The sequence below is a fragment of the Akkermansia massiliensis genome (assembly GCF_018847375.1).
GTDB classification, from domain to species: domain Bacteria; phylum Verrucomicrobiota; class Verrucomicrobiia; order Verrucomicrobiales; family Akkermansiaceae; genus Akkermansia; species Akkermansia massiliensis.
Map to the genome: position 1 here is coordinate 800,789 of NZ_CP072036.1, position 24,841 is coordinate 825,629.

The following is a 24,841-nucleotide window of genomic DNA, read 5'->3' on the forward strand; positions in this document are numbered from 1 at the left end:
CATTTCTTTTAAAATCACAACCGTGTGTCCGGGAACGTTTCCGATTTCAATGTAATCAGCTTGGGCTGCGCCGTGTATTCGCGGCCTTTTTTCACCAGGCCGCCGGCGCTCACGAGGCCCTGGAGCTTTTCATAAATCCGCAGCCGCAGGATTTCCTCACCGCCCAGGGACATGTGCTTTTGCTTCATCACGATAACGGTACGCTGGAAGATGTCATTGAATTCCAGCATGCCCGCCTCATGAAGAATGATAATAAGCTCATCAGTCACCAAATCCGGTGTCTTGCGCGAGGAACGTGATCTCCTATCCTCCAGCATGATGATAGAATACTATCATGACACACTTCCAGGCGTCAAGTTGATAAGACCTGCGTCATTTTCCGGCAGTATGGGGCGGAAAGGGTATAAAAGGCGGGTGTCCGGAAACCGGATGAGGAAATTTCCCGGAGCGGGAGATGTGTTGTTGATTCGCCCATCCACGGGATTTACTCACCCGGAGGAAGGAAAGAGGCTCTGCAAGAAACGGGGGAAAGGCATGCGTATTATCTGTAATCCGGGCCGTTCGGAACAACAGGCCCTAAATTCCATTTTTGCAGGTATGAATCCGGTCATTTTCAGTCCATGCGCAGCCGCGGCGGTTCTTCTGGCTCCTTTTTCCCTGTGGGGCGGGGAAGCCACGTTCATGAGTTACAACGTAAAGAACGGTACCGGCATGGACGGCAAGCGGGATTATGACCGTACGGCGCGGGTGATTGCGGAGGCAAAACCGGATGTCGCGGCCCTTCAGGAACTGGACAGCAAGACAAAAAGGAGCGGCGGCAGGGACACTTTGCAGGAATTGGCCGTAAGGACAAAGTTGACGGGGACGTACGCCAAGGCCATTGATTATTCGGGCGGTTCCTATGGAGTCGGCCTTTTATCCAGGGAGAAGCCTTTGAGCGTGAAGCGAATTCCTTTGCCCGGCCGGGAGGAGGCGCGCGTGCTGCTGATGGCCGAGTTCAAGGATTACTGTTTTTGCGTCACGCATTTGTCCCTGACGCGGGAGGATAGCAACGCTTCCATCGACATGATTGCCGCTCTGGCCGCGGAGTGCAGGAAGCCCTTTTTCATTGCGGGAGATTTTAATTTGACGCCAGGCTCGGAACCGATAGCCCGGATGAAGAAGCATTTCATTCCGCTGAGCGATTTTTCCCAAAAAACGTTCCCTGCCGATCAACCGGCGGAATGCATTGATTACATCTGGATGTACAGGGGGAGAAAGGCGGAGGCGTTCAAGGTGGCGGAACGCAGGGTGATTGAAGAGCCTGCCGCTTCCGACCACCGCCCGGTCAAGGTGACGGTGCGTTATTAATGCCTTTGGCTCATTAATTGACGGCCCGCGGCGCATTTACGCCGCCCACCAGCAGCACGATTTCCCCCTTGGGGGCACGTTCCGCAAATTCCGCCGCCAGCCGGGAAGCCGGGCCGCGGTGGTAGGTTTCAAAGGTTTTGGTCAGTTCCCTGGCTACGCAGACGGGAACGTCCGGGTCCAGCGCCGCCAGCGCCTGCACGGTTTTGACGATGCGGTGGGGTGATTCATAAAAGATACTGGTATGGGAAGCTTCCACCGCCGCCTGGAGCATGGAGCCCTTCCTGCCGGATTTGACGGGCAGAAAGCCGCCGAAGAAGAAGGCGTCCGTAGGCAGTCCGGACCCCACCAGGGCCGTCACCACGGCAGACGGTCCGGGAAGCACGGTGAAGCTTACTTCCTTTTCCTTGAGCGTCTGAATGAGGCGGTAGCCCGGATCGCTCACGCCCGGCATGCCCGCATCACTGATCACGGCAAAGCTTTCCCCGCCGGCGGCACGGGCGGCAATTTCCCCGGCGCGGGATTGCTCGTTGTGGTCGTGCATGCTCATCAGGGGCTTGCGGATTTCATAGTGGGAGAGCAGAAGTCCGGAATGGCGGGTGTCTTCACACGCAATGACGTCCACCTTGCGCAGCACGTCCAGCGCCCGCAGGGTGACGTCCGCCCGGTTGCCGATCGGCACCGGAACGAAGTAAACGCTGTATTCCACTTCCGCCATAAGCACAAATTTTCCGGAGCCGGACAGGTCTAGCCGTTGGTGAGGGTTTCCGCAATGGAGGTGGCTACCAGCCGCGCCGCATAGGAGAGGGCGTTGGTCCGGGCCGTCTGGATGTTGCCCAGGTCAAAGAATTGGCCCACTTCCTCCGCAGAGCTGGCATACAGGACTTTCTGCGTTCTGGCGTCCACCACCCGGTACTTGACGGCCAGGCGCAGGCCCAGCTCCGTACTTTTGTAGGTGTCTTCCCGGCTGGAACGCAACTGGTCGAAGGTGATGGAGTACACTTCTCCTTCCACCCGGATATCCGCATCCGCACCGGTGCTGAGCCGGTAGGTGCCGTCCCGCTGCAGTTCATCCGCCAGCGCGCCGGTCACCAGCGTGGCGGCGCGGGGTTCCAGGGAGTTGTTGGCAAAGAGGCAGACCTTGACAGTCTGCGCAAATTCCAGCTTGGGCGGCTTGGTGCCGCCGAGCTGGTAGCCGCAGGAACCGGCCAGCAGGCACAGAACGGGCAGAAGAAGTTTGAAGACGTTCCGGATACGGTTCATGCGGACGTAGAGTTCCTGTTATCTGCTGGTGACGCCCAGTTTTTTCAGGCGTGCCTTCGCCTTGGCGGCGGCGGCGGGATTGACGCTGCCCTTGGAGGCCACTTCCTGGTAGCAGAAGATGGCCGCATCGGTGTCTTTCATCTTGGTCAGGTAGTATTCCGCCACTTCCAGCTGCTGGGCCACCAGCTCACGCTTCATGGCGGCCAGGTCGGAGCGGGCGGCTCCGGCGCGGGCGCTGTTGGGGTAGCGCTGGAGGTAGTCTTCATACGCTTCCTGGGCGCGGGCCACATTGACGTGGTTGCGGTCGCCGTCCGCGGCGGCCTGGCGGTACAGGGTGGCTATCTGGAGCTGGGCCGTGGGGGCCAGCGGAGAGTGCGGGTGGTTGTCCACCAGGTTCTGGTATGCTTCAATGGCCTCCTTCATCCGGCCGCGGGCGGCCAGGTAGCTGCCCAGCACGTTCATGGCCTGCGGGGCGGTGGGTGCGTACGGGGCGTTGTCGCGCACGTGGTTCAGCCATTCCGTAACGTTCTTGGGGTCCATCCTGACGTCAAACATCCATAGCACGCGGTTGGTCAGCGCGCCGCTCGCCGCGCCGAAGGCCATTTCCTTCTGCCGTTCCATGGCCTGCTTGTACAGCGGACTGTCCGGGTGGCGGTCAATGAGCTTCTGGTACTGGTCAAAGGCATCCGCAGGTTCCTTGCGGGCTTCATAGAGTTCCGCCATTCTGAACCGGGCCTGCGGCGCTTCCTTGGAAAGGGGGTGCTTTTCCACCACGCGCTTGTATTTCTTGATGGCGCCGGACAGGTCGTTTTTCGCTTCCTTCGCCCTGGCTTCCTGCATCAGGGCGATGGCCTGCTGGTCCACCATGCGGACGGTTCCGGGGGGCGGAGGCGCTTCCGAAGAGCACTGGCACAGCACCAGCGTTCCGGAGACGGCGGCCATCATGACAAGCAGCTTTTTCACATTCATGACTTTACAGCAGAAAAAGAGGGCGCGTCAACCCGGTGAACGCAGATTGACGCGCAAAAAAGAGTTAATGGCCCTTGCCGTACACGGCCTCGGCGTCAAAAACAACGCCTCCGTCGGCTTCGCGCAGCGTGACGGGTTGCCCCTGCGGCTGCGCCTTCAGTTCCTCGCCGAAGGGCACGGAACGGTAGAAGCAGGAGTGGTGCCCGGTATGGCAGGCTCCGGCGCCGCACTGGTCCACCAGCACGATCAGGGCATCCTGGTCACAGTCAATCAGGATTTGCTTCACCTTCTGCACGTGGCCGCTGGTCGCGCCCTTGTGCCAGATTTCCTGGCGGCTGCGGGAGTAGTAAACGGCTTCCCCCAGCTCCATGGTCATGCGCAGGGATTCCGCGTTCATGTAGGCCAGCATCAGCGGTTCATGGGTAACGTGGTCCATGGCGAGGGCCGGAATCAGGCCGTTCTGGTCAAATTTGGGGGCGAATTCCACGCCTTTTTCCACATTCACCTTGCCGCGGTCGGCAAAGACAATCCGGGATGAGATGTCGTTTTGTTCCATAACCGGCCCCCTTAGTACATGAAATATCCGACATATACCAATCTTTTCTGTTGCCCTGACGCAACGAAATGTTTTCATAGGGAGCGTATGGCATTCACGGCATCCCAAGCGTTCGACCTGCTCCGCACCGCCTTCTCCCGCAACCGGCTTCCCCATGCCCTGCTCATTGTGGGAGACGAGCACCAGGGAGCCTCCCGCCTGATCCTTCAATTGCTGGAGCTGATGAACGGCATCCGGGCGGACCACCTGGACGGCGTGCGGGACGAGTATTGCCGCCTGGTGCGCCCCAAGTCCAAGTCGCGCCGCATCCTGCGGGATGACATCCGCGCGGTGGAACCTTTCCTCCAGCAGCGCGCGGCGGAGGGAAAATGGAAGATAGCCGTGTTCATGGATGCGGAGCGCATGAATGACGAGGCCGCCAACGCCTTCCTGAAAACCCTGGAGGAGCCGCCCAGCCAGTGCCTGCTCATTCTGTCCACCTCCCAGCCGGACCAGCTTCTCCAGACCATTATTTCCCGATGCGTGCGCGTCAACCTGCTGCAATCCGCGGAGTTCAGGCTCACCCCCATCCAGGAGGCCCTGCTGCCCCACTGGCTGGAGACCTGCCGCAATCTGGACAATGACCTGGCCGCGCTGGCCTTCCGCAGCAAGTTCGTGGACGTCATGACGGAGGCCAAGGCCGCCATCACCAAAAACCTGAACCAGGCCCTGAAGGATGAAGCGAAGGAAGCCGCCCAGGGCACGGATACCTCCGACTGGGAGTCCCGCAACAAGGACGCGAACACCGCCCAGATAGAGACGGAGTACCTGGAACAGCGCAACCAGGCCCTGGAATTGCTCATCAGCTGGTTCGGCCAGGCGGCCCTGATCGCCTCCGGCGCTCCGGAGGTCACGCCGATTCATCCGGAAGTGCGCACGCTGGCCGCACAGATGCCCGTGAACGAATTGCTGAAGCGCATGGAAGCCCTCAACAGGCTCCGCGACGATTTGAATTTCAACATTCATGAAGCCCTGGCGCTGGACGTCCACCTGCTGGCCGCCGTCGGGTCTTCCTGAATGAAGGCTCCCCCATCCCCCCCTACCCCACTATGACCTACTACTCCCGTCTGCTGTTGTCAGCCGCCGTCTTCCTCGGCTGTTCGCCCGCCGTCCGCGCCGTCACCCCGGAAGAAGGGAGGCGCATCTACCTGGAAGCGAAGGAAGGGAATGCAGAATCCCAGTACCGTCTGGGCCTCTGCTTCCTGAAGGGAGACGGCGTCAAGCGCAATCCCTCCCAGGCCAAATTCTGGTTTTCCAAGGCGGCCAGGCAGGGGCACCGCACGGCGGAACGCTCCCTGCGCCTGATTCCCAAAAAGGCTCCGCTGCCCGTGGACCCCTCCGCCGACCGCGCCACCCGGGAGAAGAAGGGGCTGGAATTGTATGAATACCTGTACAAGCTGAAGGATTACAGGCCCGCGCGGGAGAGCACAACCACCTCTGTCACCATCAACGGCAAGAGGAAGTATGACAAGCTGCCGGAAGAGGGAACGAAGCCGGAGCTTTCCAAAGTCAGCGCTTTCATCCGCGCCGGGGCGGACGTGAATTACCAGGGGGAGGGCATCAGGGGGGATAATTCCTGCGCGCTGGCCCTGGCGATGGACATGCAGTTTTTTGAATTGGCGGACCTCCTGATTGCCAACGGGGCGGACGTCAATCTGGAAATTGGCCGGTCCGACGAGTATAAAAACGCTTCTTCCTCCCTTCTTTCCAGGCATTATTTCAATCCCAGGGCTCCGCAGGCAGCCTATCTGCTGGAACACGGGGCGGACCCGGATTACGTGTGCAATGACGGCAAAACGCTGCTGATTTCCGCCGCCAGGTACGGGAATGAGGAGAGCGTCAGGTTCCTGCTGGAAAACGGCGCGGACCCCAATAAACCCAACGGCAAGTCGCGGCTAGGCCATTACAAGCCGGCCAATTCGGAAACGGCCCTGTGGGTGCTCGCGGACGTTTCCGGCCTTCAGGAAAATTCCATAAACGCCACCGCCAAATTGTTGATTGAGCACAAGGCGGACGTGAATTTCCGCGCCAGGGGCGGGGCCACCCCCCTGGACCGCGCCATCGCCACCGGAAAGAGCAGCCTGGCGCGCATCCTGAAAGAAGCGGGGGCCAAAACCTCCAGGGAATTAGACGGCAAGTAAGGCGCGGGAGCTCAGCCTTTTTCCCCTCCCTGCCGGAGGCGGGGGAGAAGAACTTCCTCATAGGCGCGGAATTTCTGCTCATACGTCAGCCGCGCCGCCGCCGGGCTGGTGGAGGGCATCTGGATGATGGCAGGGGTTTCCCGGAGGAATAGTTCCGGAAAATACCGCTTGAGGTATTTATGGGAGGCGGTGCCGTTGCAGCAGACGGTGCCGATGCCGGGGAAACATTCCAGCAGGGCGGCAATGTCATTGGGCTGTTCCTGGGAGATGTGCTGGTCCAGGCTGCCGGGCCTGACGCCGGAGGCCACCACGTCCCACAGCCCCACCCCGCCCCGGTTGAGCAGGGACAGGCGTTCCCCATACGGCAAGGAGGGGTCAAAATCCAGCAGGGTTCCCATGATTTTCCAGAAGGCGTTGCGCGGATGGGCGTAATACTGGGCCTGCCGCAGGGATTCATCCCCCGGCAGGGAGCCGAGCACCAGCACGGAGCATTCCGGCGTGACGGAGGGAGGGAAGGAGCATTTCTTCACGGCGGGAGGAGGTCAGGGGTTCTGCATGCCGGAGTATCTGCGCACCTCCTTGATGCCCACCTCCTGACGGAGCAGGGAGGAGAGCCACGGATGGCTTCCTACCGCCGGAGCCAGATTGAACCGCTCCGGCCTGGTGATGCGCGTGAAGATGACGCGCCTGATTTGGGATTTGGGCACCGTCTTGGCTCCGTAGCCGTCCGGCATGTTGGAGGACCAGAAGGTGACCGTGTCCCCGCCGTCCTTCAGCAGAACAGTGAGATGGCCGGATTCCCGGCGGCCGATGTGGTCCGTCCAGAATATCTTCATGAAGTCTCCGGGGCGGGCCTTCCGCCAGTCTTCAAAGTTGATGCCGGCCCCCAGCCTGTGCACCAGCACGGCCAGACCGGGACCGTTGGCGTTCGCCCAGCCCCACGGCCCTTCGCCGTCATGCTGGCCCAGGCGGGGAATGAGGGCCAGCCACGCACGCTCGGAAATAACGGGCTGCGGCTGGGCGGCGTCCCATAATTGCAGGGATTTTAAAAGGAGCAGGTAGCAGGCGGAGGAGCAGAAGGAAGGGGTGGCCTCCCGGAGAAGGAAGACGGGGCGGCGTGTGCGGGGGTCCCAGCGGCAGGTTTTCTCCGCCAGGGCTTCCATGGCCTGCCTGTTGGTCTTGTAGCCTCCTCCCTTCCGGAATTGGGAAAGTCCGGCGCGCAGGGACTGGTACCATGCGGCCTCACCCGGAGTCATGGCCGCACCCCGGCCCGCGGGGGCGCGTTCCGCCGCCGTCACGGCTGCGGGCCACAGCAGCCCGAGGCAGCAAATCAATATCAGGGCATTCCTCATCCTTGTCCCACAGGGTATACGGGCGGCGGAAAATATCAAGGGCGGATTGCGCGCGCAACGCTGTACGGAAAGGGAAAAAGGCCATAGCCTTTTCCCCGGAATTCCTGTTGTTTTGTCTGGACTTATCGCAGAACGTCCCTTACTGTGCGTCAGGTCACGCGCCGGGTATGCGGAGCGGAGAGGCAACGCACCTTGGGCGGACCTTGTTTCCGGTATTTATTTTTAACCACCACGGACCACATAGAGGCATCATACCATGGCAAAACGCGAAGACATCCGCAAAATCCTCATCATCGGCTCAGGCCCCATCATCATCGGCCAGGCCTGCGAGTTCGACTACTCCGGCACCCAGGCCTGCAAGGCCCTGCGCGCTGAAGGCTACGACGTCGTTCTGGTGAACTCCAACCCCGCCACCATCATGACGGACCCCGGCATGGCGGACCACACCTACATTGAGCCCCTGACCGTGGACCGCATCACGGCCGTGATTGAAAAGGAACGCCCGGATGCCCTGCTGCCCAACCTCGGCGGCCAGACGGCCCTGAACCTGGCCTCCAAGCTGAATGAGGAAGGCATCCTGAAGCAGTACAACGTGGAAGTCATCGGCGTGGACCTGGAAGCCATCGCCCGCGGTGAAGACCGCATCATTTTCAAGGAGACCATGGACAAGATCGGCGTGCCGGTGGCCAAGTCCGAACCCATCTATTCCGTGGAGGAAGCGGAAAAGGTGGCCGCCGAGCTGGGCTACCCCGTGGTGCTGCGCCCCGCCTATACCATGGGCGGCACGGGCGGCGGCATCGTGTACAACGTGGAGGAGCTGCGCCAGGTGGTTCCCCGCGGCCTGGCCGCCTCCCTGATCAACCAGGTGCTGGTGGAGGAATGCGTGCTGGGGTGGGAAGAACTGGAACTGGAAGTCGTGCGCGACGCCAAGGGCCAGAAGATCACCGTCTGCTTCATTGAAAACGTGGACCCCATGGGCGTGCACACCGGGGACAGCTTCTGCGTGGCCCCCATGCTGACCGTTCCGCAGGACGTGCAGGACAGGCTTCAGGACTACTCCTACCGCATTCTAGACGCCATTGGCGTCACGGGCGGCACGAACGTGCAGTTCGCGCACAACCGGGAGGACAACCGCATCATCGTCATTGAAATCAATCCCCGCACGTCCCGCTCCTCCGCCCTGGCCTCCAAGGCCACCGGCTTCCCCATCGCCTCCGTATCCACCAAGCTGGCCTCCGGCATCACGATGGACGAGCTGCCCTACTGGCGCAAGGGTTCCCTGGAAAAATACGAGCCTTACGGCGACTACGTAGTCGTCAAATTCGCCCGCTGGGCCTTTGAAAAGTTCCCGAAGGCCTCCGACAAGCTGGGCACCCAGATGAAGGCCGTGGGTGAAGTGATGAGCATCGGCCAGAACTTCAAGGAAGCCTTCCAGAAGGCCGTGCGCTCCCTGGAAATCGGCCGTGCCGGGCTGGGCCGCGTGAAGAAGCTGGAAGCCCTCACTACGCCGGAACTGCGTGAAAAGATCACGTACGGCAACAGCGAACGCTTCTTCCAGATTTACGAACTCCTGCGCCGCGGCGTGACCGTGGAGGAAATCGTGAAGCTGACCCGCATCACTCCCTACTTCATTGAACAAATGAAGGAGCTTGCGGACTTTGACTTCTCCCTGGACGGGCAGGCCTGGAATTCCCTTCCCGCGGAAACCCTGCGCCAGGCCAAGAAGATGGGCTTCTCCGACAAGTATCTGGCCCAGATTTTTGACGTGTCTGAAAAGGCCGTCCGCACCCGCCGCCAGGAAAACGGCATCACGGCCACTTACCGCATCGTGCCCGTCAGCGGCGTGGAACATGCGGAATACTACTATTCCACCTACAGCGGCGCGAAGGATGAAGTGCCCGTGAACGACAAGAAGAAGATCATGATCCTGGGCGGCGGTCCCAACCGCATCGGCCAGGGCATCGAGTTTGACTATACCTGCGTGCATGCCGCCTTCACCCTGCGCGACAACGGGTATGAATCCATCATGGTGAACTGCAACCCGGAAACGGTCTCCACGGACTTTGACACGGCCAACAAGCTTTACTTTGAGCCCGTGACCGTGGAAGACGTGCTGGCTATTTACGAGAAGGAAAAGCCGGAAGGCGTCATCGTCCAGTTCGGCGGCCAGACCCCGCTCAACATCGCCCAGGCCCTCAAGGATGCCGGCGTGAAGATCATGGGCACCCAGCCGGAAGGCATCCGCCTGGCGGAAGACCGAGAATATTTCCGCGAACGCATGATCGCCCTGAACATCCGCCAGCCGGAAAGCGGCACCGCCCGTTCCCTGGAGGAAGCCGTGGAACTGGGCCGCCGGATCGGCTACCCGGTCATGGTGCGACCCTCCTTCGTGCTGGGCGGCCGAGGCATGGAAGTCATTTACGATGAAGAAAACCTGAAGCGCTACGGCGTGGAGGCCATCCAGGTCAGCCCGGAATACCCCATGCTGATCGACCGCTTCCTGGACAACGCCATTGAAGCGGAAGTGGACGCGCTGGCCGACGGCACGGACACCTTTGTAGCCACGGTCATGGAACACATTGAACTGGCGGGCATCCATTCTGGAGACTCCGCCTGCGCCATTCCTCCCGTGACGATCGCCCCCAAGCACGTCCGTACCATTGAGGAACACGCCGCCAAGATCGCCAAGGATTTCCAGGTGAAGGGCATCCTGAACGTGCAGTTCGCCATCTGCGATGACGAGGTGTACATCATTGAAGCCAATCCCCGCGCCTCCCGTACGGTGCCCATCGTCTCCAAGGTGACGGGCATTTCCATGGCGCGCCACGCCACGGAAATCATGCTGGGCAAGAAGCTCAAGGACCTGGGGCTGAAGCCGCGCGCCTGCCGCTTTATCGGCGTGAAGGAAGCCGTCTTCCCGTTCAACATGTTCCCGGAAGTGGACCCCGTCCTGGGACCGGAAATGCGCGCCACGGGTGAAGTCATGGGCATTGCGGACAACTTCGGCATGGCCTACTACAAGGCCCAGGAAGCCGCAGGCTGCATCCTGCCCACCTCCGGCAAGGTGCTCGTCACCGTTTCCGACCGCGACAAGAAGTTCATTGAATCCATCGCCCGGGACCTCATCTCCCTGGGCTTCAAGATCGTCTCCACCGGAGGCACCGCGGAATACCTGCGCGGCCAGGGCGTGGAAACGGAAGTGGTCAACAAGCTGCATGAAGGCCGCCCGAACCTGGGCGACATGATCACCAACAAGCAGATTGACCTGATCATCAATACTCCGGTGGACCGCACCAGCATGATTGACGACTCCTTCATCCGCATGCAGTCCATCCAGAAGAAGATTCCGTACATGACCACCATCGCCGCCGCCAGAGCCACGGTGGAGGGCATCCGTTCCGCCCAGCATGTGAAGGTATCCCCCCGCTCCCTCCAGGAATATCATTCCTGAACGCGGATGGCTCCAGCCATTTAAAAGGAATGCCCCGCATGCGTCTCCTGCATGCGGGGCATTTAATTATCCGTCCGGGCCGGAGGAGGGATGTGAAATTCAACCAGCGCCTGTTTCCGGCCCCTTTTCAGCCACACCGCCTCCGGAGAATCACGCTTCCGCTATTTCCGCACAGATCAGCGTGGCGTTATCCTGGTTGGGCGCGCCGTCACGGTTGATGCCTTCCAGCACGGACCGCACCAATTCCTCCGCGGACAGCATGGACAAGTACCGCATCCCCGCCGGGCCCAGGGAGTCCAGATAAGGCCCCACTCCGTCGCTGGCGACCAGAAGGCGGTCCCCGGGAACCAGAGGGAAGCACTCTTCCCGCAGATCCACCAAAGGCACTTCCCTCCCCATCAGGGCGGAGGTCAGGGAATGGCGGGAAGGATGGCTCAAGGCCTCCTCCCGGCTGATGGAACCTTCATCCGCCATGCGTTCCAGCTCCGCGGAATACTGGTGCAGGTCATTAAGCAGAAACATTTTTTCCTCCCGGATGAGCAGCAGAAGGGAATCTCCCACGCTGACCCAGCGCAGCCCTTCCGGCCCTATCCAGGCCGCTACCAGCGTCGTGCCCATCTCGTCATCCTTCCCCCTCTTCTTCCGGACCGTACGCACCTGTTCATTGGCGGCGGTCACTGCGTCTTTCATCCTCTTGCCGGGAGACCGGTTTTCCCGCTCAAACGCCTGGGAAAAACCTTCTATAGCCGCGCGGCTGGCCAGCTCCCCTCCGGTATAGCCCCCCATGCCGTCCGCCAGGACCAGCACCAGGGCGTCATCCCCGGCCAGGATGGAAAAGGAATCCTGCTGATTGCTGCGGGCGCCCAGAATCTGGTCCCCATGCAATCCGGAAACCATAAAAGGTTCTTGGGAAAAAGGCTGCTGCGTCATGGCGGTGAGCCATCGTAGCACGGCAGGCCCGCCGGGATAAAGCAAGAATAACGTGAGAGAAGAAGCCATGTCTGCATCCCGGGATGATTTTTCCGGAGTCGGAAAAGCAAATATCAATGCGGGGCCGTAGAAATCCGGACGACACGTGCCCGGAAGAAACATTCAGGCCCGGAATTGGCGCGGAAAGACAATCGTTGAATGCCGTACCCCGCCAGGGCGCTCGTCACCCTCCGGAGCATCATGCAAGGGTCCGTTCTCTTCTCAAGAATGAAGCAGGAAGTTCTTTTATACTGGCGGCAGGAGAAATCTTCCTCTACCGTTTCTATTATGAGCCTTCATTCATCCCTTCCTCCCATCGTCTGGGAGCTCTCCGGAGATCCCTGCGAAACACAGGAGAAAGCCCTTTCCGGCATCAAAAACGATACGGAGGCCTTCATCATCTGCAGCCGCGGAGACGAGTTCCTCCAGGCCACATGCAACGGTCCGGAAAACTACCATTGCGAAATCTCGTTCGTCAACGGGAAGAACAGGGAACTTTACATGGCTCCCAAAGCCCTGGATTACTCCCAGCTCCATGACCTTTTCTCCCGCTACGCGGCAGGGGAGGATCTTTCCCGCCTCAACAGGGAGTGGACTCTTGACGTGAACAAAACCCGCTATATTCCCACCATCATTGTTGTTCTGGCAATCATCGCCGTCCTTGCCGCCATCATCTTTCAATCCATGAACTGAAAGAAAGCTTTCCTTTTTTCATTGCCGGACATTTCCGGGATATTCCGGCAGAAGGGCCATTGCGGTTCCGGGCTTCTGCCGGAAGAACATCGCACTGGATGGAGGCCAAGGAAACAACCGACAAAGGAACGCGTGAACATCCTTTTCCGGATGCAGTGCATGAATGGTGCGTCCTCAGCAGGCCCCCAAATACACCACGGTTTCATTCGGAACCGTAACACGGCCTCCCGTCTCAAACCGGTCAAACAGCCCGTTAAGGGCGTCCAGCCAGGGGGAATGGCCCTCATCCTTTTCCGTCAGGGCATAGGAGGCGGACATCATGCGGCGGAGATACTGGTCCCGCGTATAGGACAGATCATTAGGAAAGCGGAATACCCGGAAGCGGTGGTCGAAAAACTCGCCGATTCTATCCGTCAAGTCGGCCAGGCCCCCGCTGAATCCATAAAAACGCGGGCAGTAAAGACGATGGATGTTCCCTTCCTCCAGGACAATGGGGCCGTCTTCCACCCTGGAATTCCAGATCAGGGCTATCCTGCCCTCCGCGGCCAGAATACGGCGGCATTCCCGCTTGAACGCGGCGGCGTCAAACCAGTGGAACGCCTGCGCCGCCGTTACCAGGTCCACGGAAGCGCCGGGAAGCAGGGTATGCTCCGCCGTTCCCAGCACGGAATGAAAGCGGTGGAAACCCTTCAGCACCTTCTCCGCCTCCCTCCGCATGTCATCGTTAGGCTCCACGCCGTACACGGTCCAGCCATGCTCCAGCATGGCGCGGGACAGGATGCCTGTTCCGGAACCTATATCCGCCATTCGGGGATTCTCCCGGCGGGTTTCCCGCGTCAGAAGCTCAACAACGGCGGCGGGATAACCGGGCCTGCCCTGAACGTAGGCCCCGGCTTTTCCGGTAAATCGGTCAGTATTATTCATCGGGCTTTGTGAGATGGTTTACTCCTTTTCTCCCGTTTTTCCAGCTTCAATGCTGTTCCCGGAGCATGAAAAGCCGCCGCACCGCAGGATTTCAGGAAAAAAGCATAAGGGCCGCTCCCGCCGCCCGGCCCGTTGAAGGCAGCCGGGCGAATACCTTTTCCTGCCGCTTCCTCATCCTCCCGGCAGACGGGCGGGATGCAGTCCCCACTGATGGCTTTACAAGTCTTTCACGAGCTTTTAGTATCCGGATCAGGCCCGCTTCTCCCGGATTGCGTCCTGATTACGGGAAAACGACCATCTGCGGGCTCCATTTTCCAGACTGCGCCGCCCATGTTCGGATATTACAGACTTGCCTCCGCCGTCCCCCAGCTCCGCGTGGCTGATGTGGATTACAACGTCGACCAGCTCATGGACGGATTCCGGAAGGCTGCGGAACAGAAAGCTGCTGCCGTCGTCTTTCCGGAGCTGAGCATCACGGGCTACTCCTGCGGAGACCTCTTCTTCCAGCCGCGCCTGCGGGAGGCGGCCCTGGACGGCCTGCGCCGCTTTGCGGAAGCGACGGAAGGCTCAGGCACCATTGCCGTGGCGGGCCTGCCCTTCCTGCATGAAGATGCCCTGTACAACACGGCGGCGGTCATCCAGTCCGGCAGAGTGCTGGCGCTGATCCCCAAAACCGTGCTCCCCAACTACCGGGAATTCTACGAAAAGCGGCAGTTTACCTCCGGCAGGGAGCTGGGAACAGGGACGAAGGAGGCTAAAGTCAATGGGGCATATATTCCGTTCGGAACGGAAATCATCTTCCAGGATGCAGCCTCCTCCTTCAGCTTCGGCGTGGAAATATGCGAAGACCTGTGGAGCGTCATTCCCCCCAGCTCCGGACTGGCCCTTCAGGGAGCCAGGGCCATATTCAACCCCTCCGCGGGAACGGAACTCACGGGCAAGGCCGCGTACAGGAGGGAACTGGTCAAGCAGCAGAGCGGCAGGTGCCTCTGCGCCTATGTCCTTTCCTCCGCAGGCGTGCATGAATCCACCACGGACACCGTATTCGGCGGGCATTCCCTCATTGCGGACAACGGCAGGCTGGCGGCTGAAGGCGAACGGTTCGGCAGGGAAAGCTCCCTCATCCTTGCGGACGTGGACTTTGAACGGCTGGCGGCGGCGCGCCTCTCCGAAAGCTCCTTCAATGACAGCAAATCCCTTTCCCCTGCCGGAAATGCCCTTCATCTGACGCTGCCGGCGGAAGTTCCCGCCCCCCCCGGTCTGGAATACGCCTTTAATCCGGCGCGGCCATTTCTGCCCTCCCCCGTACACCGCCCGGAACGGTGCGAAGAAATCATCGCCATCCAGACAGCGGGACTGGCTAAAAGAATGGAGCACACCGATGCACGGCGGCTTGTCATCGGCATCTCCGGCGGTCTGGACTCCACGCTGGCCCTGCTTATTTGCGAGCGCGCCTGCCGGGCGTTGAAGCGCCCCGCCTCCGACATTCTGGCCGTCACGATGCCGGGCTTCGGCACCACGGACAGAACCCATGACAATGCCGTAACCATGTGCCGCCTTCTGGGCGCGGAGCTTCGGGAAATCCCCATTTCCGAATGCTGCCTCCGGCACTTCGGCGACATCGGGCACGACCCCGCCGAACGCACCACTACCTATGAAAACGTCCAGGCCCGCGAACGCACGCAAATCCTGATGGACCTGGCCAATAAAACCGGGGGGCTGGTCGTGGGAACGGGAGACCTGTCGGAAATCGCCCTGGGATGGAGCACCTACAACGGAGACCACATGTCCATGTACGCGGTCAACTGCTCCATTCCGAAGACGCTGATACGGTGCCTCATTGAACACATCGCCGGAGAATCGTCTCCGGAACTGGCCTCCACCCTCGCGGACATCAACAATACCCCCGTCAGCCCGGAGCTTCTGCCTCCGTCAGGCGACGGCTCCATTGAACAGCGTACGGAAGACGTGCTGGGGCCTTACGACCTGCACGACTTTTTCCTCTTCCATTTCATCAAATACGGAGCAGAGCCGGACAAAATCCTGTATCTGGCGGAGCACGCCTTCCGCGGCGAATTCCAGCCGGACTTCATCCGCCGCTGCCTGGGCATCTTCATCCGCCGCTTCTTTCGGCAGCAATTCAAGCGCAGTTGCATGCCGGACGGCCCCAAGGTAGGCACCATTGCCCTTTCTCCGCGAGGAGACTGGCGCATGCCTTCCGACGCCTGCGGAACAGTGTGGGAAAAAGATATTTCCCACCGTTGAACCCTTCCGGAGGGCTGCTGCACGCTGACCTTCTCCGGCGCCCCGGCATGAATTGCCCTACAGGGAAGCTCAATGCCCGGGGGCCAGCTTCAACCCGATAATGCCTATCAGCAGGAAGGTGGCCGCCAGCATGCGCCAGACATTGGAGGAATCCCCGAACCACAGGATGCCCACCAGAAACGTTCCCAGCGCGCCGATGCCCGTCCACACCGCATAAGCGGTGCCGATGGGAATGCTGCGCTGGGCCAGCCACAGAAGAAAACCGCTCAGGGCCATGCTGAACACGGAGAACGCAATGCAGGCGGCAAACCTGCCGGAACCCGTGCCGGGCGCCTGTGAAAGCTTGAAGCCCAGAGGCCATCCGATCTCACAGAGACCGGCCAACACCAGATAAATCCAGGACATATATTGAAACGGGGAATCATCTTCCGTTTGCCGGCCCTCCCGAATGGGAAGAGCTCCAAGGGCAACGGATGCCTTGCAGGGTAACTGCGTCCTCCCCGGAATCAAGCAGACAAACCATCCGCACCTTGTCATACCTGGAAATTCCAAAGCAAAAAATCCTGTTCCTCTGCCGGGACCCGGAAAATTTGCATGCCCTCAATTCATTGTTGCAAGAGGTTTTTAATAGTAACCGGTTTTGCGCCACTTTTTCTCCCTCTTCTGCTGCCTGACCGCCCTGTCGGCCAGATATCAATGATGCCATAGATTCAACCCCGTACGGGTGTCCTTGCACCATTTCAGGAGAAACTTCTGCTGGCTGGAATGGCTTTGGACATTAACCAATAACTTGAGCTACTATGAAGGAAGCTTGGACCAGCCAGAACAGCGCGCAGAAGGGAGAATGAAATGGCCTCCCTCCCAATAAAACTCTACTTGGATACCGGGGGTTTCTTGCCGGAAGGCAGGCCCGTATCCTTTCCGTCAGTCAACCACTCAATGGTCACGGGAACGAACTTCAACTTCTTGATGTTCGCCTGATTCTCCTCATAAAGCACACCCACGACACCGGGTTCTACCATGGCGAGGCTGGAATAGGCAAAACCTCCTTCTCCCAACAGTTTTTTCACCGGCCAGGTTTTGCCGTTGTCATAGCTCATCGCCACCTGCCCCTTGATGCGCCGTCCGGCACTGGGGCCGGAAAACAGGAGGCGGCTCTTGCCGCCAAAGGCAGGCTGGTCCGTCAGAGAATAAGTCATCAGGGAATTCTGCGTGCTGTCGCAAAACAATTCCGGAGCATCTTCCACTTCACCCCATGTCTCACCGCCGTCCTGTGACCACACGATGCGGCGGCAATTGCCTCCGCCCCAGTGGCGCGCGACCATGACCACGCCTCCGTTATCCGTCTCCGCGATGGACGTTTCATTCACCAGGCCCTTCATATTGGCGGTCGGCTGGCCCTGCTTCCAATTCTTGCCGCCGTCATCGCTGTAAATGCAGGAAATCACCCATTTGCCGAACGGCCCTTCATTCATCGGAATCACCAGGCGCCCCTTGTGGGAGCCGCTCTTCAACTGGGTTCCCGCATTCGGGCCGGAAGCCATGATGTCCACGCCGGTGGGGCGCTTGGTCGTCTTCGTGATATCCTCCGGCTTCGTCCAGGAGGAACCGCCATTCCTGCTCTGGATCATGAAATTGCGGATGCACTTCTCGTCATCCCAACCCTGGGGAATATTGGGCTGCCGTTCCTTGACTCCTGCGGGATAACGCTGGAATACGACGGTTACGGTCCTGGTCTTGGCATCATAAACCGGGCACGGATTATTAAAGGTGGCCCCATGCGACTTGGCGATCGCCCGGGGGCGTGACCAGGTTTTTCCGCCATTCTTGCTGACGCTCATGATAATGTCGTTCTCCCCCTGATCGGTATTCTTATACCGGCCTTCGGCAAACGCCAGAAGCTGCCCCTTCCCGATATTGAGCAAGGCGGGAATGCGGATGGACGCATAAGGGTTCCCTTCCCCGGCGCTGAATACGGTCACCGCCTTGTCCGTGGGAAAATCCGTCTTCTCCCCCTGTCCGAAGGCAGGCAGAACTGCGGCGCACACCGCACCCATCAAAAACTTGAACATGGTATTCATCATTACTGGACTTTATCTTGTTCCGAAGGGCTCTACAACCGCAATCCATGCCGTACCATCCTAAGACCAGAGCAGAAACTCTGACTCTCTCCAAAGGAATGGATAAACCATGCTGAAGGAGTGAGAAACCAAAAAAATCTGGCAGTCACATGAAAATCTACCTGGACTTCGTCTTGTTCATCCCATTCCGGGAATCCAGGGGATAGTCGAAAAACGGACACCAATTGTCCATGCGGTAAACGACGTCCTGAATCCGGGTCTTCACCTTCTCCCCCTGGGAATCCCGCAGGCATCCGCGCGCTCCGGTGCGCGGGCCGGAAGGAAGTTTCTCCTTCAAGGTCATTCCGTACCGGAGATGACAGCCGGAAGGGTCGGACGACATTATGATGCGGACGGCGTCTCTGCCGTTCAGCGTGACGGACTTGATCTCCAGAGGTTCGCCCAGCCCGTTCACCAGGGAAAAGCCGTAATTGCCCGGATCAAGGATCGTCTTGGTATCCAGCGCCAGCGGAGGCACAGGCACGAAAAACTTCACGTCTACCGTCCAATCCTGCCCCTTCCTGCCAACTGCATGGGCGACGGGATGGATGGGCTTCCAATGCACGCCCTCCACCAGCACCTTGTACATGACGTATCCGGCATACTCCCCGTAAAGCCGGGACATGGGAGCGGTCAAATGCACCCCATCGCTATAGGAAAAATGGTACATGGGCGTAGTCATGATGTACCGGCTGTCCTTTTCCAGAACCAAATCCAGCTGGGCCACGGCAATCGCGGGATAATCCGTGGGATTCTGGGCAAAATAATTGAGATGGGAGGCAACCTGGTATCCAAAGCAGAGCACATCGTTCTTCTGTCCGGTAACGGCCTTGGCGTCCGCGTCAATATCCTGAATCAGCGCGCGCATCTTCTCCTTGTACCATTCCCCGGTTTTCCTGTCCTGCTGGTCGGTTTCCCCCTGCGTCCACAGGAAACAAGGCATGGAAAATGACTTGCCGGCCTTGGAGGCGAGCTCGCGCCCCGCTGTCAAATCATCCAGAATACGCTGATAGGGGGCGTTGCCTTTGGAAAGAACACCGATGCTGACACCTCCCACACCGTCGGCAGAGCACAGGAACCGGACGTTGGACGCCTTACCGGAGGCGCGCTTCTTCAGCAGGCGCATGAAATTCCCGGCAGCGCCGGAAACGGGCGTCTCTCCCCTGGCGCCGTCAGGTGAAACGCCTTCTACCAGGGGAATCACGGCGCTCCGGTCATTGCCGCCCTCAAAAGGGCGGACGCCGCCCTTGAACATCAAATTGCCGTTCTTCTGCTCCGTCGTCACCACCGGCTTGGCCGTCCATCCTACGGAAAGCGACTGTCCGTAGGACGGCAAGTAATTCCAGTCCGTTAAAACGGGTTTCTCCGCCAAACCATAAGGACTGCCAGCCATCAACAGGCAAAAAAGAACTCCGGTACGAAAACATGTGCTTACCTTCATGACAATACGCTGAAACATGGTCATGTACGGTCCGGTACCTATCGAAAATTCAACATGCTGAAGAAAATAACCGGGGAATGAATGAAACTTCCTCCTGCCCAAAAATCACTTTACATGAAAATGTTGAATATTACTCAACGGACATGACGTCCGTAGCTGCCCCATTGATGAACATGGAAATTCCAGGCAACCATCCGTTTTACCATGATGATTTCTCTCCCATGGATTCTCCCGGAAAATAGCGCCTTTTTGCAACCTGGTCCATCCGGGAAACTGTGGACCGTTAATAAGATTCAGCCCATTCAACCATACCTGGACCTCTAAAACCCCTCTTCTTCACCGTGAAGACAAGCAAGCTAATCAATGACCAGTTTTTTCAGGACTTCCTTATCTTCATCCAGCACTACCGTTCTGGATGCATGTTCATAGCATTGGCGGGAATACTTGCGGGCTTCCTCCTTGAACTGCCCGTTATCCAGGCCATGCAATGCAGCAAAAGCCTTCAACAACTTGATGTCAATCGCCATAATCCCTCCTTCGTCGCGCAGAATAGGGCTGAAAATATCCGAAAACAAATTGGAGACGGTCAACGGAGGCACCCATATCCTCTCGTGCTTCACGCCGGGACGGCGTTCTTCCTGGGCATACTTCGTCAGCAGCCGCACGCCCCGGTTAATAATATCAATACCCGTTCCGTAATCATTGACGGCCGCAGACAGGGCCCTGGCAGCAATCTCGGCAAGCACGCACAATCCAAACCTGGGGTCCTGTTCAAAATTGCGCTCATGCCCGATGATAAACGCTCCAAGCAAATCACGCCGGGTTTCATTTGACACAGGCTTGTCAGCATAAACCAGAACCGAGGTAACGGACACGAAATCCCCCGGGAGCGAGACGACGTAAAGATCAAGATCTCTATCCCTGGAAAGATGGTCCAGCTTTTCAATATCAATATATTGAATATTGCCTGTCTGATCACTCCTGACGGGAACGGCATTTTCCGGAATATCAAGCTCCCTGTCAACGAGGGGATTGGCGCCCAGATAGGGTTCCCGGGCGCGTTCCAGCAATGCCCTTTCCGTTACTCCCTCCACCAGCTCGGAAGTCTCTCCCACCCGGCCAAGCCTGGACAAATGCTCAATCCACCGGATAAGCGTGACCAGAATAATGGCAATCACCCCCAGCGTGACAACAAATAGCACCACCCTTCCCCGCTGGTCATACATGCCGGAATTCAGGAAAATAATCGCAATCAGGCTGAAAATGAAGGAACCGATGAACGTGGAAAGAGCATTCTGGGCCGTGGAATCCTCCATCAGCAGTTTCGTGGCCCTGGGCGTTACGCTCGACGTCGCCGCCGCATAAGCGGAAACAACCGTGGTTAAGGAAAAAGTCGTAACCGCCAGCATGCTTGAAGCCAGGATGTTCAAAATCGTATCGACCGTATCGGCCCCGATCTTTTGAAAAATATCAAACGGAACAAACTCGCCCAGGTAAATGGAGGCAATAGCCGTAACAATAGCCAGCAGCGCAAAATAGGTAGCCTTGACCCAAAGAAGCTTGTTAGCCCTCAAAAACAATAACCTGATTTGAAAAATGAAGGACCCTTTCATCAGAAGCTGGAATTGGAAAAACGGTTGGAGGCTACTCTCCTGTTAAAACAGTATCGAAGCCTCTCCGTTCAAGAATAAGACTCTTAAAGGAGGGTGAGAAGCCGATCATTTCTATAACTTTAATGTCTCTCGAAGTGGAACCCCGCATCCGGGAAACCGCAGGAAATGGTTTCTGAAACTGGAAAAGGAGTTCACTCAAGTCAAGCAACTCAAAACAGCTCCCATCCTTCCGAAAAGAGCGACTTTGCTTCAAGGAATGGCTGTGGAAAGCAAGGTTCCCGGCTGTGCCGGACTCTCTCTGTACGGGCAAACCCAAAAACACAGGCAGAATCTACCTGTAAATGCTCATAGAAACCTATGGATCCGTTGCCTCCGCTTTCTCTACATGGAGAAACGCCTCGATCAGGCAGCCCTCATCCTGAACAACAACGTGTTGTTCTTCTATCAGCAACACAGATGGCACATAAAAGCCATTCTGACGGATGACAGGAAGAGAATATTGCGGGGAGGCGCGTGGTAGAATTCTATGCCGATGTCGAAGAATTTCAGAAGGACTCAATCAAATGGCTCAAGGGTTACAGTCGCAAACGCCCTCATCAGGACTACCGCAGTATGGGAAGGCAATTGAGTAAAACATGGAAGCCTTAAAAAACACGCCATACGAAAAGAAAACCAGCTATACAACGTGAGAGCGTTCCCATTCATCAAACCGCCCCGTCTTCCGTTGAAGCGAGTTGATTTTTTCGTTTGCCGGTAAAAAGAGAAATGGTGAAAGAAGAGGAAAACGGAGAATGTAACTTGTAACATCGTAGAATCACCCACTCCCACGTTATCATGAACCGAATCACTTCATTCCTCACCCTGCCCCTGTTGTCGCTCGCATCCGTATTTGCGGCCAACACTCCGGAAAGCATCGGCAACGACCTCCAGCTATTCAAGGATGCCTCCTGCACGGCTTTGAAGCAGGATGTTAAAGACATTTCCGCCTTCCAGTCTGACGCGATGAAGGAACTCGCGGACAAAATCCTGGCAGGCAACTACAAGCCGGACTACCTGTATGCCGAATACCAGGCCATCCCCTCACCGCGCCAGACGGGCAAAAACCTCAGAATCGGAGAGGGATTCAGCAAATACGACAACATGACGGGCGTCTACCTGGAAAAAGGACAGCACGTCGTGCTGGTCGGCAAGACGGATGGGCGTGAAATCAGCCTCCTTCTCCCGAACCTGATGCGCAAGCCGGCCGAAGGAGTGCAGCCGACGAAAGACCCCAACGGCTGGGGACTGCACAAAAAGCAAATTCCCCTCAAGGAAGGAATCAACATCATTGATGTAGAAACGCCCGCCAACGCTTACATCAGCTACTTCAGCAATGATGCCGACACGGCGCCGAAAATCCCCGTCCATTTCGTGACGGGCAAAGTCAACGGCTATTTCGACACCACCCGGGGCGATACCAACGAAGACTGGGTACGCCTGCTTGACCAGGCCGTCTCCCCGATCATGGACGCCCGGGGAAAATACATCCAGGTTGCTTACCCCGTCGAATTCCTGAAAAAATTCACCAGGGACCGCGGCACTGAACTCATCAACGCCTACGACAAGCTGATAGGCATCCAATACCAGCTGATGGGCCTTGAGAAATACGGCAAAATCCCGAAAAACCGCGTCTTTGCCCGCGTGAACTTCAACTACTACATGTTCCGCGACGGTGATGGAGTAGCCTACCTGGGAGACAATGGTACGATGCGAATGGTGACCGATCCTGAAAACGTCCTCAAAGGCGACGCCTGTTGGGGCTTCTCCCACGAAGTCGGCCACGTGATGCAAATGCGCCCGATGACCTGGGGCGGCATGACGGAAGTCAGCAACAACATCTTCTCTCTTCAAGCCGCCGCCAAAACGGGCAATGAAAGCCGCTTGAAACGCCAGGACAGCTACGACAAGGCGCGCAAGGAAATCATCGATGGGAAAATTGCCTACCTGCAATCAAAGGACGTTTTCAACAAGCTGGTCCCCCTGTGGCAGCTCCATCTCTACTTTACCGAAAACGGACATCCCGACTTCTACCCTGACGTCATGGAATATCTGCGTAACAACGCGGGAAACTACGGCGGAAATAAAACGATCAAATACCAGTTCGAATTCATCAGGGCATGCTGTGACGTCACGAAAACCGATCTGACCGATTTCTTCGAGAAATGGGGCTTCTTCAAAACCGGACAATTCCATATCGGCGATTATGCTAATTACGATTTCACCGTCACCCCCGAAATGGTAGCAGAAACGAAAAAATGGATTGCCGATAAAGCCTACCCAAAACCTAAAACTGACATTGCAGGAATAAGCGAGTAGGAGAGGCTATGATAAAATTCGGATTATTCTTAACCAATACTAGGTATACTATAGGTCTTGGTAAAAAATGATAATTATTTCCTTATAGGGAAATGACTGAAACAGAAAAAGCGAAAAGTTCATTTTGCCGGTAACTTTTCAGATTTATGTAGGTTAATTCTAGCCATTCCCACTGGAATCTTTACAAATGATTCTGGATATTCAGAATAAAATATTCTGGTTATGAAGCATTACATTTATAAAAATACTAGTCCTATACTATCCTTGGATATGAATTTCTAAGAAAGTAAAAATAAGGAATAAAATTTACAAATAAATTATGAAGAATTCCCTAGAACAATTTCTATGGGAAAATCACTGGATACAATTAATTTTAAAATGATTCCTATGAAAATTGTCCAGCATATATGGGATGACTATTAATAAAATATATAAAAAATATGTAGATAAAATCAAACATACATATTAATTAAAATTGTAATGTCTATCACTTTCGCAGAATTTATATATACTTTTAATTTGATCCAGTGCGTTTTTCATATCAATATCAGGATTAAGCGTATAATGGTATTCTTTAGAGTCTCCATTTGAAATGATTTTTTCGTCAATAAGCCAATTTAATTTAACGAGCTCTTTTTTGATTCGAAGGAATTGATATAAATTAGGGATTCTATATGGATGATATGTTCTATAGTCCCATCTATTTTTAACACCATCTGCTGAAAAATATAAAATATCTTCATATCTATATTTATGAAAGCATATTCCTCTATTAAATTCCTCTACGCACTCGTCCAATATATTGTATAAAATAAAAGCTGATTCAAAATGCTGCGGTATTTGAATCATTATTTCATTATTTCCACAGGAATTTTTTTCATTCTCATCTATAATATTACGAATGCCATGAATAATTTCAAGATATGCCTTATCGGGATCTGTATAACTTTTAATAGGTTTCCCATCAATCGGTAATGCTTTAAGATCTTTCAGCTCTTCAATAGATAACCAATCACATGATCTTACTATTATTGGAATAATCCTCGGACAATCACATTTTAACTGCTTATTTCGAGCTTCTTGAAATTCTTTAGCGATACAGTATTCTGAATTCAAAAAGTCTACTGATACTAATAATAATACAATATCAGAATTATTTAGTGCCTCTTGAATTGAACCATCCAAATGGTCTCCTGGTTTGATCTTATAATCCGTCCATTTAGCAATCAATCCAGATCTTATCAAGCCAATCATATGACTCGAAAGGCCAGCTAAAAAAGCTCTATCTTTATGGCAATAGGATATGAATATTTTTGCTGGTGTTTTCATATAATAGTACCTTA

21 protein-coding genes are annotated in these 24,841 nt (G+C 56.5%); 7 read left to right on the forward strand and 14 right to left on the reverse strand.

Annotated features, from left to right (window positions below; translation table 11 throughout):
* Positions 1 to 14: 14 nt before the first annotated feature.
* Positions 15 to 269: a hypothetical protein gene (locus J5W70_RS03340; protein ID WP_146018112.1), complete on the reverse strand. Its 255-nt coding sequence runs from the start codon at positions 267 to 269 to the stop codon at positions 15 to 17.
* 328 nt (positions 270 to 597) lie between these two features.
* Between J5W70_RS03340 and J5W70_RS03345 the strand changes: the two genes are divergently transcribed.
* A complete protein-coding gene (locus J5W70_RS03345) occupies positions 598 to 1,350 on the forward strand; it encodes an endonuclease/exonuclease/phosphatase family protein (RefSeq protein WP_022397657.1) in 753 nt (250 codons plus the stop codon).
* Positions 1,351 to 1,363: 13 nt separating this feature from the next.
* Here J5W70_RS03345 and rsmI read toward each other — a convergent pair whose 3' ends face one another.
* From rsmI to hisI, 4 genes are all read right to left on the reverse strand, one after another.
* Positions 1,364 to 2,065, reverse strand: a complete 702-nt coding sequence (rsmI, locus tag J5W70_RS03350; RefSeq protein WP_022397658.1) for a 16S rRNA (cytidine(1402)-2'-O)-methyltransferase — start codon at positions 2,063 to 2,065, stop codon at positions 1,364 to 1,366.
* Between the two features lie 29 nt (positions 2,066 to 2,094).
* A complete protein-coding gene (gene lptE / locus J5W70_RS03355) occupies positions 2,095 to 2,610 on the reverse strand; it encodes an LPS assembly lipoprotein LptE (protein WP_022397659.1) in 516 nt (171 codons plus the stop codon).
* Between the two features lie 18 nt (positions 2,611 to 2,628).
* A complete protein-coding gene (locus tag J5W70_RS03360) occupies positions 2,629 to 3,579 on the reverse strand; it encodes an outer membrane protein assembly factor BamD (protein ID WP_022397660.1) in 951 nt (316 codons plus the stop codon).
* A gap of 64 nt (positions 3,580 to 3,643) precedes the next feature.
* Positions 3,644 to 4,135, reverse strand: coding sequence for a phosphoribosyl-AMP cyclohydrolase (gene hisI, locus J5W70_RS03365; protein ID WP_022397661.1), 492 nt, complete (start codon positions 4,133 to 4,135; stop codon positions 3,644 to 3,646).
* An 87-nt stretch (positions 4,136 to 4,222) separates the two neighbouring features.
* Between hisI and J5W70_RS03370 the strand changes: the two genes are divergently transcribed.
* Entirely contained in the window at positions 4,223 to 5,191 is a 969-nt protein-coding gene (locus tag J5W70_RS03370; RefSeq protein ID WP_022397662.1) for a DNA polymerase III, delta' subunit, read from the forward strand.
* A gap of 32 nt (positions 5,192 to 5,223) precedes the next feature.
* Positions 5,224 to 6,315 carry an ankyrin repeat domain-containing protein gene (locus J5W70_RS03375; RefSeq protein ID WP_022397663.1) on the forward strand — a complete coding sequence of 364 codons (1,092 nt, stop codon included), beginning with the start codon at positions 5,224 to 5,226 and terminating at the stop codon, positions 6,313 to 6,315.
* A gap of 11 nt (positions 6,316 to 6,326) precedes the next feature.
* Here the strand turns inward: J5W70_RS03375 and J5W70_RS03380 are convergent, their stop codons facing one another.
* Together J5W70_RS03380 and J5W70_RS03385 are read right to left on the reverse strand one after the other, a co-directional pair.
* Positions 6,327 to 6,845 (reverse strand): DNA-deoxyinosine glycosylase, encoded by a 519-nt coding sequence (locus tag J5W70_RS03380; RefSeq protein ID WP_022397664.1) that lies wholly within the window; start codon positions 6,843 to 6,845, stop codon positions 6,327 to 6,329.
* 12 nt (positions 6,846 to 6,857) lie between these two features.
* A complete protein-coding gene (locus J5W70_RS03385; protein ID WP_022397665.1) occupies positions 6,858 to 7,667 on the reverse strand; it encodes a hypothetical protein in 810 nt (269 codons plus the stop codon).
* Between the two features lie 256 nt (positions 7,668 to 7,923).
* Here J5W70_RS03385 and carB point away from each other — a divergent pair, with 256 nt between their 5' ends.
* Positions 7,924 to 11,118: a carbamoyl-phosphate synthase large subunit gene (carB, locus tag J5W70_RS03390; protein WP_022397666.1), complete on the forward strand. Its 3,195-nt coding sequence runs from the start codon at positions 7,924 to 7,926 to the stop codon at positions 11,116 to 11,118.
* Positions 11,119 to 11,268: 150 nt separating this feature from the next.
* On the opposite strand, the gene J5W70_RS03395 is transcribed toward carB, so the two are convergent.
* The gene (locus tag J5W70_RS03395; protein ID WP_102722150.1) at positions 11,269 to 12,048 is read right to left on the reverse strand and encodes a PP2C family protein-serine/threonine phosphatase; all 780 of its coding nucleotides are present in this window, start codon (positions 12,046 to 12,048) and stop codon (positions 11,269 to 11,271) included.
* Positions 12,049 to 12,375: 327 nt separating this feature from the next.
* Here J5W70_RS03395 and J5W70_RS03400 point away from each other — a divergent pair, with 327 nt between their 5' ends.
* Positions 12,376 to 12,780 (forward strand): hypothetical protein, encoded by a 405-nt coding sequence (locus J5W70_RS03400; protein WP_022397668.1) that lies wholly within the window; start codon positions 12,376 to 12,378, stop codon positions 12,778 to 12,780.
* 174 nt (positions 12,781 to 12,954) lie between these two features.
* On the opposite strand, the gene J5W70_RS03405 is transcribed toward J5W70_RS03400, so the two are convergent.
* The gene (locus tag J5W70_RS03405) at positions 12,955 to 13,704 is read right to left on the reverse strand and encodes a class I SAM-dependent methyltransferase (RefSeq protein ID WP_022397669.1); all 750 of its coding nucleotides are present in this window, start codon (positions 13,702 to 13,704) and stop codon (positions 12,955 to 12,957) included.
* Positions 13,705 to 14,034: 330 nt separating this feature from the next.
* On the opposite strand from J5W70_RS03405, the gene J5W70_RS03410 reads away from it, so the two are divergent.
* On the forward strand, positions 14,035 to 15,969 hold the full coding sequence (locus J5W70_RS03410) for an NAD(+) synthase (RefSeq protein ID WP_022397670.1): 1,935 nt from the start codon (positions 14,035 to 14,037) through the stop codon (positions 15,967 to 15,969).
* Between the two features lie 69 nt (positions 15,970 to 16,038).
* On the opposite strand, the gene J5W70_RS03415 is transcribed toward J5W70_RS03410, so the two are convergent.
* The 4 genes from J5W70_RS03415 to J5W70_RS03430 form a co-directional block, all read right to left on the reverse strand.
* Positions 16,039 to 16,374, reverse strand: coding sequence for a DMT family transporter (locus tag J5W70_RS03415; RefSeq protein WP_102727590.1), 336 nt, complete (start codon positions 16,372 to 16,374; stop codon positions 16,039 to 16,041).
* Positions 16,375 to 16,841: 467 nt separating this feature from the next.
* Positions 16,842 to 18,041 carry a sialidase family protein gene (locus J5W70_RS03420; RefSeq protein ID WP_215832925.1) on the reverse strand — a complete coding sequence of 400 codons (1,200 nt, stop codon included), beginning with the start codon at positions 18,039 to 18,041 and terminating at the stop codon, positions 16,842 to 16,844.
* 166 nt (positions 18,042 to 18,207) lie between these two features.
* Positions 18,208 to 19,461, reverse strand: coding sequence for a sialate O-acetylesterase (locus J5W70_RS03425; RefSeq protein ID WP_215840616.1), 1,254 nt, complete (start codon positions 19,459 to 19,461; stop codon positions 18,208 to 18,210).
* A 425-nt stretch (positions 19,462 to 19,886) separates the two neighbouring features.
* Positions 19,887 to 21,104 (reverse strand): DUF2254 domain-containing protein, encoded by a 1,218-nt coding sequence (locus J5W70_RS03430; RefSeq protein WP_180970917.1) that lies wholly within the window; start codon positions 21,102 to 21,104, stop codon positions 19,887 to 19,889.
* 873 nt (positions 21,105 to 21,977) lie between these two features.
* Here J5W70_RS03430 and J5W70_RS03435 point away from each other — a divergent pair.
* A complete protein-coding gene (locus tag J5W70_RS03435; protein WP_022397676.1) occupies positions 21,978 to 23,498 on the forward strand; it encodes a M60 family metallopeptidase in 1,521 nt (506 codons plus the stop codon).
* Between the two features lie 465 nt (positions 23,499 to 23,963).
* Here the strand turns inward: J5W70_RS03435 and J5W70_RS03440 are convergent, their stop codons facing one another.
* A complete protein-coding gene (locus J5W70_RS03440) occupies positions 23,964 to 24,827 on the reverse strand; it encodes a toll/interleukin-1 receptor domain-containing protein (RefSeq protein ID WP_022397677.1) in 864 nt (287 codons plus the stop codon).
* Between the last annotated feature and the right edge of the window lie 14 nt (positions 24,828 to 24,841).